At 61.5% G+C, this 12,772-nt stretch carries 12 protein-coding genes; 6 read left to right on the forward strand and 6 right to left on the reverse strand.

Annotated features, from left to right (window positions below; translation table 11 throughout):
* Positions 1-57: 57 nt before the first annotated feature.
* From QA637_RS02345 to QA637_RS02355, 3 genes are read left to right on the forward strand one after another with little or no spacing between them, the layout of a single operon-like run.
* The gene (locus QA637_RS02345; protein ID WP_283063176.1) at positions 58-432 is read left to right on the forward strand and encodes a cupin domain-containing protein; all 375 of its coding nucleotides are present in this window, start codon (positions 58-60) and stop codon (positions 430-432) included.
* A 16-nt stretch (positions 433-448) separates the two neighbouring features.
* On the forward strand, positions 449-1,036 hold the full coding sequence (locus tag QA637_RS02350) for a LysE family translocator (RefSeq protein WP_283063178.1): 588 nt from the start codon (positions 449-451) through the stop codon (positions 1,034-1,036).
* 44 nt (positions 1,037-1,080) lie between these two features.
* The gene (locus tag QA637_RS02355; RefSeq protein WP_153438086.1) at positions 1,081-1,578 is read left to right on the forward strand and encodes a 2-thiouracil desulfurase family protein; all 498 of its coding nucleotides are present in this window, start codon (positions 1,081-1,083) and stop codon (positions 1,576-1,578) included.
* 330 nt (positions 1,579-1,908) lie between these two features.
* On the opposite strand, the gene QA637_RS02360 is transcribed toward QA637_RS02355, so the two are convergent.
* From QA637_RS02360 to QA637_RS02380, 5 genes are all read right to left on the reverse strand, one after another.
* Entirely contained in the window at positions 1,909-2,427 is a 519-nt protein-coding gene (locus QA637_RS02360) for a plant virulence effector HPE1-like domain-containing protein (protein ID WP_283063180.1), read from the reverse strand.
* A 168-nt stretch (positions 2,428-2,595) separates the two neighbouring features.
* On the reverse strand, positions 2,596-3,867 hold the full coding sequence (gene purD / locus QA637_RS02365; protein WP_283063182.1) for a phosphoribosylamine--glycine ligase: 1,272 nt from the start codon (positions 3,865-3,867) through the stop codon (positions 2,596-2,598).
* Between the two features lie 88 nt (positions 3,868-3,955).
* Positions 3,956-6,346, reverse strand: a complete 2,391-nt coding sequence (locus QA637_RS02370) for a putative bifunctional diguanylate cyclase/phosphodiesterase (RefSeq protein ID WP_283063184.1) — start codon at positions 6,344-6,346, stop codon at positions 3,956-3,958.
* Entirely contained in the window at positions 6,343-7,383 is a 1,041-nt protein-coding gene (locus QA637_RS02375) for a polyamine ABC transporter substrate-binding protein (protein ID WP_153438080.1), read from the reverse strand. Before QA637_RS02375 ends, QA637_RS02370 begins: the two co-directional genes overlap by 4 nt.
* Before the next feature lie 146 nt (positions 7,384-7,529).
* Positions 7,530-8,726 (reverse strand): MFS transporter, encoded by a 1,197-nt coding sequence (locus QA637_RS02380; RefSeq protein ID WP_153438079.1) that lies wholly within the window; start codon positions 8,724-8,726, stop codon positions 7,530-7,532.
* 109 nt (positions 8,727-8,835) lie between these two features.
* Between QA637_RS02380 and QA637_RS02385 the strand changes: the two genes are divergently transcribed.
* The 3 genes from QA637_RS02385 to ubiA all read left to right on the forward strand — a co-directional run bounded on the left by QA637_RS02385 (position 8,836) and on the right by ubiA (position 11,764).
* The gene (locus tag QA637_RS02385) at positions 8,836-9,651 is read left to right on the forward strand and encodes an AraC family transcriptional regulator (RefSeq protein ID WP_283063188.1); all 816 of its coding nucleotides are present in this window, start codon (positions 8,836-8,838) and stop codon (positions 9,649-9,651) included.
* A 212-nt stretch (positions 9,652-9,863) separates the two neighbouring features.
* Positions 9,864-10,667 (forward strand): MipA/OmpV family protein, encoded by an 804-nt coding sequence (locus tag QA637_RS02390; protein ID WP_283063190.1) that lies wholly within the window; start codon positions 9,864-9,866, stop codon positions 10,665-10,667.
* A gap of 137 nt (positions 10,668-10,804) precedes the next feature.
* Entirely contained in the window at positions 10,805-11,764 is a 960-nt protein-coding gene (ubiA, locus tag QA637_RS02395; protein ID WP_153438073.1) for a 4-hydroxybenzoate octaprenyltransferase, read from the forward strand.
* A gap of 390 nt (positions 11,765-12,154) precedes the next feature.
* On the opposite strand, the gene QA637_RS02400 is transcribed toward ubiA, so the two are convergent.
* On the reverse strand, positions 12,155-12,721 hold the full coding sequence (locus QA637_RS02400) for a DUF6101 family protein (protein WP_153438071.1): 567 nt from the start codon (positions 12,719-12,721) through the stop codon (positions 12,155-12,157).
* Positions 12,722-12,772 lie beyond the last annotated feature (51 nt).

Consider the following 12,772-nt stretch of genomic DNA (forward strand, 5'->3'; position numbering starts at 1 on the left):
CAATACCGCTTGCGATGATCGCCTTAACCTCGTTCGAAATGGCAGGAGGAAGCGGCAATGGATGCGTCGAAGCGGACCTACGCACCGGTCAATTGTCAGGACAAGCTCGCTCGGTTTTCCGACCAGTGGCAGCCGCGCGTGATCGCGGAAATCAACGACTATCAGGTCAAGATCGTTCGCATCGAGGGCGATATCGTCTGGCATCCAGAAACGGATGAGGCCTTCATCGTGTTGGACGGCACGCTTCGGATCGATTTCCGGGACGGTTCGGTCAACGTCGGCCCGGGCGAGATGTACGTCGTACCGAAGGGCGTCGAGCACAAGCCATTTGCCGACCGTGAGGTGAAGATGCTGCTCATCGAACCGCGCGGCATCCTGAACACCGGGCATGAGGGCGGTGAGCGCACGGCTGAAAACGATCTCTGGATCTGACACAGAGGATGTGGCCATGGCTGGAGATCTCGCTCTCCTTGTTCTTGCCGCGCTGCCGCTGATGGGCAGTCCGGGTCCAGCAACGCTCAGCCTCGCCGGCATGGGCGCGGCCCACGGCGTGCGGCTGAGCGCGCACTACGCCGCGGGCGTCAATATCGGCACGATTGCCGTCGTGCTGGCGATCGCAGCGGGCGTAACAGCCGTTATTCTCGAACTGCCGGGCATGAAGCCGGCGCTCATGGTCCTCGCCGGCGCCTACATGATCTATCTCGCGTGGCATATCGCCACTGCGCCGCCCGTTGCCGCTGAAGAGCAGGGCTCGAACGCTCCGTCTTTTCTGAGCGGCCTCGTGCTCGCGATCGCCAACCCCAAAGCCTATGCCGCGATCGGCGCCGTTTATGCGGGCAGCGCTACCGGCGCCGGCGAAGGCGCCATGGCGAAGGTTATCGCTCTCAGCATCCTCGCAATCGCTGTAAACACGACCTGGCTCTGGTTCGGTGCCGCTATGGCGGCGATCCTCCACGACCCGCGAAAGGCGCGTGTCGCCAACCTGATCTTCGCTTTCCTTTTGCTGGCCTCCATCGCCCTGCCGTTGCTCCGGTAGATTCGCCGCTTGAAAGGACGCGTGGTTACCGCTTATGAAGCCGCATGACCGCCAAGATCCTCGTCAGTGCCTGTCTCATGGGCCATGCGGTGCGTTATGACGGCGCATCGAAGCCGCTTGCTCACCCGGCGATCGATCGCTGGCGCGAGGAGGGTCGGCTGGTGACGATCTGTCCCGAGATGTCGGCCGGCATGCCGGTTCCACGACCTCCGGCGGAGATCGCGGACGGACAAGCGGGAACCGACGTGCTTTCGGGAAAGGCCCGGGTGGTCGAAAACACCGGCCGCGACGTGACGGAGGAATTTGTTCGCGCAGCCGAAAATGCCCTGGCGCTTGCGCTGGAAACCGGCTGTCGCTTCGCGCTGCTGATCGACGGCAGTCCGTCCTGCGGTTCACGCTTCATCTACGATGGCAACTTCAGCGGCGCCCGGCACTCGGGCATGGGCGTGACCGCCGCATTGCTGCGGCAGAACGGCATCGAGGTCTATTCCGACAGCGAAATAGATCGCCTCGTCGCCGCTGCAGGTTTCCTTGAATCATAGCCGAAAAACATGCAGCAATTCGAAGTGCTTCAGCGTTCTTTGCGCGCCTGATAAGACACGGCGCTGTAGGGCAGATGAAGGTTACAGCGCCGTGCGTCCTTTGGGACGCACAAAGGCCGCTGTAACTCTTTGATTCCACGCATCGTGCTTTCCGAAAATCGGGTCCGATTTTCGGGCCGATGCGCTAGGCCGTGCGCGGAATGGGGTTTCCTCCAAAAGATTACGCCCCTGCTTCTCTCAGGGGCGCAATCTCTCGCCATTGCAGCGAAGGCCCGCCAGCCGTGAGTCAGGGGTCAGCTGGACGGGGCAGGGAACTGTATTTATATGGTTTTACTCTAGCCGAAGTTCGAATCCAGCCGGATCAAATTCCTGTGAGTTGCCCGCCATCGAGGCTGCAACCGGTTCCGCGCGCGAGATTGGAAGAACAGCCGCAGTTTTCGCCGTCTCATCGATCTCGACGGAAACGACTTCATGCGTGCCGGGCTGGATAAGATCCACGCTTGCGGACGCATTCGCCGTTGCCGGCTCGATTTTCATCGCCGCGGCTCTCACGACTTCCTCGGGTGCCTTGCTGACGAAGACGACCGGTGATCCGCCGAGCCAGGCTTCGGTACGCACCAGCTTTACCTCGCCACCGACTTCCTTGAGTTCGACCTTGTCGGTGCCGGGAGCGATCTCGGGGACGACATAGGAGGACTTCTTTTTCGGCTGCAGCGGCGGGCAGTCCACGCAGGAAACCGTAGCGACACTGGAGTTGACCGCCTTGCCGGAGACGACGTCCTCGATCGACGATGCGGCGGCCGTACCGGCGAGAAGCGCGCAAGTGGCGGCGATAAGCAGGGAACGCATTGGATTCTCCTCGAAACTATCGAGGCGACGATATGTGTTTTCCCTTACCTTCCCGTCATGAGGATTGGTAAAAATTGAATGATGCCGGCTTTTTCGCTTAATGCATGTCGCCCAAAAGTGCGCCGCATTTGTGCGACGTCAGGTGATCCCACCTGACTGCAAAATGCTCTAGGCGGTTTCCCGCGCGACGGCGCGCCAGCCGATGTCGTGACGATAGAATCCGTTTTCCCATGAGACGCCGCGCAACGTCGCGTAGGCAGCGTCCTTAGCCTCGCTGACGCTTTCGCCCATCGCCGTGACATTGAGCACGCGGCCGCCGGTCGCGACCAACTGATCGTCCTTCATCGCCGTGCCGGCATGGAACACCTTTGTCGTTGCGGATTCGTCGGGGAGGGCAGTGATCGGCGTGTTCTTCTCGTAGGCGCCCGGATATCCTCGCGAGGCCATGACGACAGTCAGCGCCGCCTCGTCGCGCCAGTCCACGCTCATCTCGCTAAGCGTTCCCGTCGCTGCCGCGTGAAGCAGCGGCAACAGATCGCTCTTCATACGCATCATAAGCACCTGGCACTCGGGGTCACCGAAGCGGACATTGTATTCGATGAGTTCCGGGCCCTTTCTCGTGATCATCAGTCCGGCGAAAAAGACGCCGGTGAACGGATAGCCGCTGTCGGCCATGCCGCGCATCGTCGGCTCGATGATCTCCCTCATCGTGCGCTCGACCATTTCCGCCGTCATTACCGGCGCCGGCGAATAGGCGCCCATGCCGCCGGTGTTCGGCCCCGTGTCGCCGTCGCCGACGCGCTTGTGATCCTGCGCCGAGGCGAGCGGCAGGGCGTTCTTGCCGTCGCAGAGACAGAAGAAGCTCGCTTCCTCTCCGTCGAGATAGGCCTCGACGACCACCTCGGCACCGGCTGACCCGAAGGCGCCGGCAAAGCACTCTTCGATTGCAGCGAGGGCCTCGTCAAGCGTCATGGCGACGGTTACGCCCTTGCCGGCGGCGAGCCCGTCGGCCTTGATCACGATCGGAGCACCTTGCTCCCGCACATAGGCCTTGGCCGCATCCGCCTCGGTGAAGCGTTTGTAGGCGCCCGTCGGAATGCCGTATTTCGCGCAGAGATCTTTGGTGAAGCCCTTGGAGCCTTCGAGTTGGGCAGCGGCAGCAGACGGGCCGAAGACCGCAATGCCTGCGGCGCGGAGCGTGTCCGCGAGCCCCGCGACAAGTGGCGCCTCGGGGCCGACAACGACGAAATCGATCGCAGTCCGCTGGCAGAAGTCGACCACAGCCTGCTGGTTGTCGACATCAAGGGCGACGATCGTCGCTTCTTCGGCGATACCGGGATTTCCCGGTGCGGCATAAAGCGCGGTCAGTTTCGGCGATTGTGCGATTTTCCACGCAAGCGCATGTTCGCGTCCGCCCGATCCGATCAGAAGAACCTTCATTGCCACCCTCGCCATCAGGTCATTGCTGCGCTGCGGTTAGGACGGCAAGCGGGGTAAGGTCAAGGAAAAAGCGGTCCCTGCAGCGGAATCACATGGCTACCGGGGTTGAGCGAGAGCCCGTCCGCGAGTCCTCGGCACTTCCTTCAACCGCTTCCGGCGTGGCGCGCGCTGTTCGGGTCAGCGCCCAGATTCCGAGATCGTCGAGCGAAAGCGGCTTGCTGATCAGATAGCCCTGGAACCGGTCGCAGCCCGCTGCGGTCAGCATCGCAAGCTTCTCCGGCGTGTCCACGCCTTCGCCGACCACGGCCATATCTTTCGCGTGGCAGAGGGCGACAACGGCCTTGAGGACGGGCAGGGACTGTGACGCGGTCAGGTTGGAGACGAGCGCCCTGTCGAGCTTGATCGTGTCCGCGGCATAGTCGATGATCTGCTGAACCGAAGTGTAGCCGGCGCCAAAATCGTCGATGGAGAGCCGGAAGCCCTTCTGGCGCAGATCGTCGATGTTCCGGCGCAACTGATCGCTCACCTTGACCGCGAAGGTCTCCGTCAGTTCGATGTCGATCGATTGCGGCTGAAGTCCATGGCGCTCGATGCAATCGGAGAAATAGTCGCTGATCGAGCGCGAGTGCAGTTCGGCGGAGGAAATGTTGATCGCTAGAACGGTATCGGGGCCGAAAAGCGCCTTCAACTGGCGGCAATCGGACATCGCCTTGTTGATGACCCACCAGTCGATCTTGGAAAACAGCCCGGAGCTTTCGGCGATCGGCACGAATTCGTCCGGAGTGACGTTGCCGAGAATGGGGGAGTGCCAGCGCAGCAGGGCCTCGCAACCGGTGACGCGGCCTCTCGTGTCCACGATCGGCATGTAGACGAGGTGAAACTGCTCGTCCGGATCGAGAGAGCGCAGTTCCTCCTGTATCTGGCGCAGGCGCGTGCGTTTGTCGTGCAGCGCGCGGGAGAAACGGCTGGAGCGGTTCTTGCCGGCGCTCTTGGCCTGATACATGGCGGCGTCGGCGTTGGAGATCAGTTCGGCAACATTGCTCGCATCGTCCGGACAGATCGCCGCGCCAATACTCGCCGTCACCGGATAGCGTTTGCCTGAAACCTCGAAGCCGTCGTCGAACAGAGCGAGAATTGCCGCCGCGATTTCCCGGACGGTGCCGTCGCCCGGCCTTGAGCGCACCAGCACGGCAAATTCGTCGCCGGACAGGCGGGCGAAGATCGCTGGTTTCTGTCCCCGCCTTTGGGTGATGGTGTCGACATGGTCTGCAAGTCGTGCGGCAAGTGTCTTCAAGAGCTCGTCGCCGACCTCGTGGCCATGCTTGTCGTTGACAAATTTGAAGTTGTCGATGTCGATGAACAGCAAGCTGCATTTTTCGCCGGACGAAATGGCGTCCTGAACGACGCCGGTAGCAAGCGCGTTGAAATGCGCGCGATTGCTGATGCCGGTAAGCGTGTCCGTCCATGAGCTTTTCTGCACGAGCTCGAGCGAATGAACCGACTGGCGATGCAACTCTCGGATGTTCTGCGTCAGGCGGCCGATTTCGCCCGCTTCGTCGTGATCCACGATTTCGTCGCGTGCTCCGACCATGACCGCCATGACGTTGGCGTCGAGTGTGGCGATCGGCCCGGTAATGAAGCGCCGGATCAGGAAGACGATCAGCCATATGGAAAAAAGGCTCATCGCCACTGCGCCGAGGGCGAGCAACGTCTTCTGGCGCAGCATCTGGCTGTCGAAATGCGCGTCCGAAATCGTCAGCGTCGCATAGAGCGCCGGTCCGAGAGGTGCGCTCGCCGAAAGGTCATCGGTAACGGCGAGCGGCCAGGGCTGGAGAACGATGTCGGCCTCATATTCCTTCTTCAGCGCGGCCTGCATCTGAAGGAACCGATCGGGCTGTACGGCCACCTGCATCAGAAGCGCGTTCGCCTTGTTGCTGGGCAGAGGGCGACCAAGGGTTATCGGATCGATGAACTGCGAGTAGACGATTCTGGGTCGTCCGCCGACGTCGTGAAGATAGGTCCAATCCGTAAGCTTGCTGCCCTTGACGAGTTGTCTGGCGAGTTCGACCTGTGCCTGGTCGACCTCCGCAAACGGATCCCAACTGTTTTCGAAATAGTATTCCGTGTCCAGCCTGGAGGTCAGGATGACCAATGAGACGAAACCCATCGGCTCGTCCGAGAGCGACTTTACGCTCTCCTGCAGACGCACGCCAAGCGCAGTGGCGCGATAGGTTCTGTCCGTTTCGGATACGAACTGGCGCAGCGCATTGCTGTTCAGGAGAGCGTTGAGGAAACTCTTGCTCCGTCGGACCTCGTTCTGAAAGACCGCGGCCGCATGCTCGAGCCTTTGCGACAGCTTGGCGTGTTCCAGCGACCGGATCGAGCGGCTTTGGGCGATGTGGACCGAGAGGGCGGCGAGGAGGTAGCCCGCAAGCACCACAGGGAAGATGAGGATGAGTGCGCGCTTGCCGAGTGTCACTGGAAATTCGCCAACGTACTGATAATGCGCCGGCGCGCTTGCACCGACTGGACAGAGAGTTCTTGCTGATATTGGCTTTTCGCCAGGATTTCCGCAGGGGGGTAGACCGCCGCGTCGGAGCGCATCGCTTCGGGCAGGAGCTTGAGCGCCGCGCTGCTTGCTGTCGGCATGGACAGTGCCACCGCGTTTGCGGCTGCGCTCTCCGCCGAGCCGATGAAGTCGACAAATTCCAGCGCCCGCCGCTTGTTCGGCGAGCCCGCCGTCGCGGCCATGCAATCGAGCCAGGAAAGCGTGCCTTCGTTCGGGACCGAATACTTCCAGAGACCGGAGACGCCAACCTTGTCGTTGAGCACATGCTCATCACCGCTGTAGCCGAGCGCCATGTGAATGTTTCCGCCGATCGCCGGGTTCTGGATGGAGGTGACCACATAATCATAGGTCAGCACGGACGGTGCCTGTTCCTTCATGAGGTCGAAGGCGGCCTTCAGCGTCTCGTTGTCGTTGGCGTTGATCGACGCGCCGAGCAGCATCAACGGGGCAACGAAGGCCTCGTTGTGGTCGTCGAACATCGCGATGTGCTTCTTCAACGCCGGCTTCGGGCGCATTAGATCCTGCCAGGAGGTCGGGCGTTCCTTCACGACATCGGAGCGGTAGAGAATGCCCATGGTGCCCCAAAGATAGGGCAGGCCGTGCCCGGCGCAGCGCTTGCGCCATTCAGGCGCATAATCCTTGAGCGAGGGGACATTGATTTCCGTAAGCGGTTCGAGAACGCCTTTCCTGCCGAAAAGCGCTGCACCGTTTTCGCCGACGACGACGATATCAATGTTGCTGCCAGGGTCCGCCAGGATCTCGTCGCGGGCATCGCCGCTGTCATAGTTGACCTGATGGATCGCGACGCCCGTCTTCGCCGTCCAGCGGTCGACGATTTCCTGGTCGATGTAGGATTCCCAGATGAGCAGGTTGAGTGTTTCGGCGCGAGCGGCGGACGCGTATGCCAGCGTCGCCAGGAAGACGGAAAAGACCGCGCGCCCTCTCATTTCATGCCCCTGCCCAAGCCCCCATCCAATAACGCTAACGCGCAATAATTTATGAATGATTACAGAGGGTCGCGTCGGCACAAACCGGTTTCGACGCGACCGGTAGCTGGACCGATGTCCTCCGCCGGGACTGCATGGGCCGCGTCCTACCTCGTCGGAAGCCTTGGCAGCAGCACCGTCAGGATGCCCAGCAACGGCAGGTAGGAGCAGAGCTCGTAAACGAACGTAATGCCCTGGCGGTCGGCGAAGATGCCGAGCACTGCAGCGCCCATGCCGCCGAAGCCGAAGGCAAAGCCGAAAAAGACGCCGGCGATCAGCCCCACGCGGCCGGGAACGAGCTCCTGTGCGAAGACGACGATGGCCGAGAAGGCGGACGAGAAGATGAGGCCGATGATTACGCTCAGCACGCCTGTCCAGAACAGGTTTGCATAGGGCAGCATGAGCGCGAACGGAATGACGCCGAGAATCGAGAACCAGATGACGAAGCGCGCGCCATACCGATCGCCGATCGGGCCGCCGAGGAAGGTCCCGGCAGCCGCCGAGCCGAGGAACAGGAACAGCATGAGCTGGGCCTGCTGCACGCTCGTGCCGAACTTCTCGATTACGAAGAAGGTGAAGTAGCTGGATATGCTGGCGAGATAGACGTTCTTCGTCGCGGTCAGCAGAACGAGAATCGCGATTGCCCACAGAACGCGAGCCTTCGGCAAGGGAAGCGCGCGGTTCGGAGCGGGCCGGTTCATGGTCATGCGGCGATGGCGCACATACCAGGTGCTGACCCAGGAAAGGACGAAGAAGCCGGTGATCGCCACGATCGAGAACCAGGCGAGACTGCCCTGGCCGAATGGAATGACGATGAAGGCGGCGAGCAGCGGTCCCAGCGCGCTGCCGGCATTGCCGCCGACCTGGAAGAGCGATTGCGCCAGTCCGTGGCGGCCGCCCGACGCGAGCCGCGCCACCCGGGAAGATTCGGGATGAAAGATCGCAGAGCCGACGCCGATCAGGCTCGCGGCCACGAGAAGGATCCAGAAGTGATCGGCGTTTGCGAGGAGAATGAGGCCCGAGCAGGTTGAAAGCATGGCCACCGGCAGGGAATAGGGCAGGCCCCACCGATCGGTGACGATGCCGACCGCCGGCTGCAACATCGATGCGGTCAGTTGAAACGTGAAGGTCAGGAGGCCGATCTGAACGAAGTCGAGTGCGTAATTCTCCTTCAGCAACGGATAGAGTGCGGTCAACAGCGACTGCATGACATCGTTCAGCATGTGGCAGAAGCTGACCGCAAGAATGACGGAAAAGGCGGTCTTTTCGGGACTGATGCTTGCTGTCGACGTCACTGAAGCCATGAGATGTTTCCCTGCGAACGGCTCACCTGTTGATCTGCCGGTCATCTCTAGACGGCTTGTCGCTGGCCTGCTTTTGTGATTTGGTCCAGTTCTTTCGCGAGTGGGCCAAATGCCGGTATCGAGAAGAAATCACCTGCTGCAACTGCCGGATGCGGATCACTTCAGAAGCCTGGAATGGATCGAGAAGGCGAACGCCTCTGTCCTGGCGATCGGCAAGGACTACGCCTCCGGCTTGAGGATTCCGCCACACAGCCATAGCCGCACGCAGTTGTGGTGGGCGCGCTGCGGAGTTGTCCTGGTGCACACGCCGGGCGGGCGCTGGATGATCCCTCCGGGTCACGCCCTGCTCATACCCGCTGGCACGGAACACTCGGCGGAGATGGTGAGCGATGTCCGGATGCACTCGATCTATATTTCCGCCGCCTCCAATCGCGCGGATCGGCCGCTCGTGCTGGAGATCACGGCGCTCGTCGGCAGCCTTATCGACGCCTTGGTCGGTGCTAAGGACGAAGTATCGTCGGAACGACGGGAGCAACTGATCATGGATCTGTTGCTGGCGGAGATCCCGCGGCTCGCCGAGCGGCCGTTGGGCCTGCCTTTCCCGCGGAACCAGAGGCTTGCCACCTTATGCCGGCAGTTCCTGAAGACACCTTCCGCGAACGCGACCATAGATCAGTGGGCCGATCGCATGGGCATCAGCCGCCGTTCCTTTACACGCCTTTTTCGGCACGAGACCGGCGTCAGCTTCGTTACCTGGCGACAGCAGGCCTGCATATTCGGCTCGCTGCCGCGCCTCGCCGACGGCGAACCGATCACGACCGTGGCGCTCGATGCGGGCTACGAGAACGTCGCGGCATTCACGACCATGTTCCGGCGCATGCTTGGCGCACCGCCAAGCCTCTATCTGCGCGACCACTCAAGCTGACCGACAACATGCCATGGGAAATGAATGCTGAATTGACCTGGTTAACGGAATCGTAGGAATACACCACAAATAAAGCGGCGGTTGTATCACATAAGAGCTCTCTCCCTCGCTCGTGCCACGATCCAGCCGACTACAGCGCCGCGCGTCCAGTCGGACGCGCAAAGGTCGCTGTAGCACTTTGAATTGCTGCATGATTCACCCGGAGTTGTTCATTGCGTATCCGTATTGCTTTTCTTTCCGGAACTATTCTTCTGCTGGCCGGCGCGGCTAAGGCCGAAGACGGCCGCTTTATCTGGTCGGGCGATTGGTATCTGAAGGTCGGCGCCACCGGTTTCATCGGCCCGAAATATGAAGGCGCATCCAATCGGATGTTCCAGGCGGCGCCGCTGGTCTCGCTCGGCAAGGCCGGCAGCACCGTGCGTTTTTCGTCGCGCAACGACAATATGTCCTATGGGCTCCTCGATCAGGGCGGCTTGCGGGCAGGCGTCGTGGGCAAGCTGCTCTTTGAGCGCGACGAGGATAGGTCGAGCGATCTGAAGGGCCTCGATCCGGTCAAGTTCGGCGGCGAAGTCGGCGGCTTCGCCGAAGTCTATCCGACCGATTGGATGCGTCTGCGCGCCGAAGTCCGCCAGGGTATCCGCACCCATCACGGTGTCGTCGCGGACGTTGCGGCGGACGCGTTCGTCGATGTCAGCGACACAGTACGGATTTCCGGCGGTCCGCGTCTGACGGCTGCGACGAGTGATTATTTCGACACCTATTACGGTGTGAACAACAAGGAATCCGCCGCGTCCGGCCTGAGCGCCTATGACCCGGGCGGCGGCATCCACTCCGCCGGCCTCGGTGCTGCGATCACCTGGCAGGCGACAGAGAAGCTGGAGACCAGCGCCTATGCCGAATACCGGCGATTGATGGGCCCCGCCGCCGATTCGAGCCTGGTGCGCGAACGCGGCAGCCGAAACCAGCTTCTGGTCGGCGTTGCCGCGACCTATCGCTTCGACTTTACTCTTCCTTGACGGCCCACAGCGCCGTGCGTCTTATCAGGCGCGCAGAGGATGCTGTACCACTTTGAATTGCCGCAACCATGCCGCACTGACTGTGGGACGGAGCGTTGCCGCTTGACCGTCCGCCCTCGGGGAGCCAAACAGGAGTGATGAACACCTCTTCTCTCGATTCCGGCCGCGTTTACGACGCACCATCCAACAACTGGGTTTATCGCGTGCTGCCGCGCGCGCTTTGGCCCTACGCGCAGCTTGCCCGCTGGGACAGGCCGATCGGGTGGCAGCTTTTGTTGTGGCCTTGCCTCTGGTCGGCGGCGTTGGCTTCCGCAACTGCGGCAACCCTTGGCAGCTTCTCGGCCGGCCGTTTCCTGTTCCACGTTATGCTGTTCACGGTCGGCGCGATCGCGATGCGCGGTGCCGGCTGCACCTACAACGACATTGTCGACCACGATATCGATATGGAAGTGGCGCGCACCCGGTCGCGCCCGCTGCCTTCCGGGCGTGTCACGCGCTTCCAGGCGAAGGCCTTCATCGTACTGCAGGCCCTTGTGGGACTTCTCGTCCTGCTGCAGTTCAACGGCTTCAGTATTTTCCTGGGTATTCTGTCGCTGGCGCTGGTGGCGATCTATCCGTTTGCCAAGCGCTTCACCGACTGGCCGCAATTCTTCCTCGGCCTTGCCTTCTCCTGGGGCGCCATAATGGGCTGGTCGGCGGAGTTCGGCGCGCTCTCCCTTGCCTCCATTTTGCTTTACGCAGCCGCGATCGCCTGGACCATTGGCTACGACACCATCTATGCCTATCAGGACAGGGAGGACGACGCACTGATCGGCGTCCGTTCGACCGCGCGCCGGTTCGGCGACAATCCCCGGCCTTGGCTGATCGGGCTCTATGGATTTGCCGTCTTGCTTATGTTGCTCGCTTTTGTCGCGGCGGGCGTGGGCTTCTTCGCTTATGCGGCCCTTTTGGTGGCGGCGGTGATGCTTGGCTATCAGATCCTGGTGCTGAATATCCATGACCCGCTGCAATGCCTTGCATTGTTCAAGTTCAACAGCGTCGTCGGTCTCATTGTGTTTGCAGGGCTTGTCCTGACGCTACTCATCCGTCTCATATGAAAAATCCTCCGGCTGGATCCGGAGGACGTGTGGGCTTCCGGTCGACCGGACATTTCGGTCAAGCCTCGTCCATCGTGACGCCGGTTACGCCCAGCTCGGTCCGCCATCGGGCTTGCGCAGCTTGATGGCAGCACGTGCACGAAAAGCGGCCCGGATGGCAGTGAGGACGGCGAGCAGATGCTTGCGCATGCGATATCTCCTTCATTCGTGCCATTGGCTATGGAGCGCATATGGCATGATGAAGGCGAAGCCACTGTTTCTGCGGTAACATTTGCCCGCAACATGTGGAAAACCTGGCGGCGTTCCCCGCGTGCTCCACAGGCGCCAAAAGACGAGAACCGACCGCAGGGTTCGGCCGGTCCTCGCACTGGACGTCGATAGGGAGTGGAATCAGGTCCGGGCGATGATTTCGCGTCCGCCGATTTTCATGTGAACGCCGAGCGTCCCGGTCGAGCGGCGCACGAGAAAGCGCGGGCGGCGCTCGGCGAAAAAGGAGTGGCGGCGGCGCGGTTTCGTCGGAGCCGTGCGGACATCGCCGAGGTGCTCTTCCAGAGGACGTGCGACGCCGTCGGCTTCGACCATCAGCATCGGGATGCGGTAGGCTTCCGCCCAGGCCCGCCAGTCGGCGGCAATGTCGGAAAGGTCGTGGGCGACGAGCAGCGGGATGCAAAGATCCGGATCGTCGTGATGGAGTTCGAGCGTCACTGTAACCTCTCCGTCGCCGTGGTCGATGGCCCGCGCTGCAACACCCTTGAACGCTCGCGCAGGCAGCGCGATCGAAAGCGGCAGGCCGCTCGATGGTAGCACTTTGCGCAAAACAGCGCCACGTTCGTCGAGGCTGATGGTGACATTGCCGGCATGTCCGCGCAAGGCGTAGGTTGCCTGCTGCGGAAAACGCTTGGGATCGAGCCTCAGTTTGTTTTCAACCCAGGCCGGTTGAGAAAGTGTGTTGCGCATTTCAATCGCCCTTGTTTTTCCTTGAGAGCCGGTTCCCGGTCTTCTCGTCGG

Source organism: Sinorhizobium terangae, assembly GCF_029714365.1.
GTDB classification, from domain to species: domain Bacteria; phylum Pseudomonadota; class Alphaproteobacteria; order Rhizobiales; family Rhizobiaceae; genus Sinorhizobium; species Sinorhizobium terangae.

Bases quoted from the DNA above. Each gene is read 5' to 3' on its own strand.
- QA637_RS02345 (WP_283063176.1), top strand. From the start codon at position 58: ATGGATGCGTCGAAGCGGACCTACGCACCGGTCAATTGTCAGGACAAG.
- QA637_RS02350 (WP_283063178.1), top strand. From the start codon at position 449: ATGGCTGGAGATCTCGCTCTCCTTGTTCTTGCCGCGCTGCCGCTGATG.
- QA637_RS02355 (WP_153438086.1), top strand. From the start codon at position 1,081: ATGACCGCCAAGATCCTCGTCAGTGCCTGTCTCATGGGCCATGCGGTG.
- QA637_RS02360 (WP_283063180.1), bottom strand. From the start codon at position 2,427: ATGCGTTCCCTGCTTATCGCCGCCACTTGCGCGCTTCTCGCCGGTACG.
- purD (WP_283063182.1), bottom strand. From the start codon at position 3,867: ATGAAGGTTCTTCTGATCGGATCGGGCGGACGCGAACATGCGCTTGCG.
- QA637_RS02375 (WP_153438080.1), bottom strand. From the start codon at position 7,383: ATGAGAGGGCGCGCGGTCTTTTCCGTCTTCCTGGCGACGCTGGCATAC.
- QA637_RS02380 (WP_153438079.1), bottom strand. From the start codon at position 8,726: ATGGCTTCAGTGACGTCGACAGCAAGCATCAGTCCCGAAAAGACCGCC.
- QA637_RS02385 (WP_283063188.1), top strand. From the start codon at position 8,836: ATGCCGGTATCGAGAAGAAATCACCTGCTGCAACTGCCGGATGCGGAT.
- ubiA (WP_153438073.1), top strand. From the start codon at position 10,805: ATGAACACCTCTTCTCTCGATTCCGGCCGCGTTTACGACGCACCATCC.
- QA637_RS02400 (WP_153438071.1), bottom strand. From the start codon at position 12,721: ATGCGCAACACACTTTCTCAACCGGCCTGGGTTGAAAACAAACTGAGG.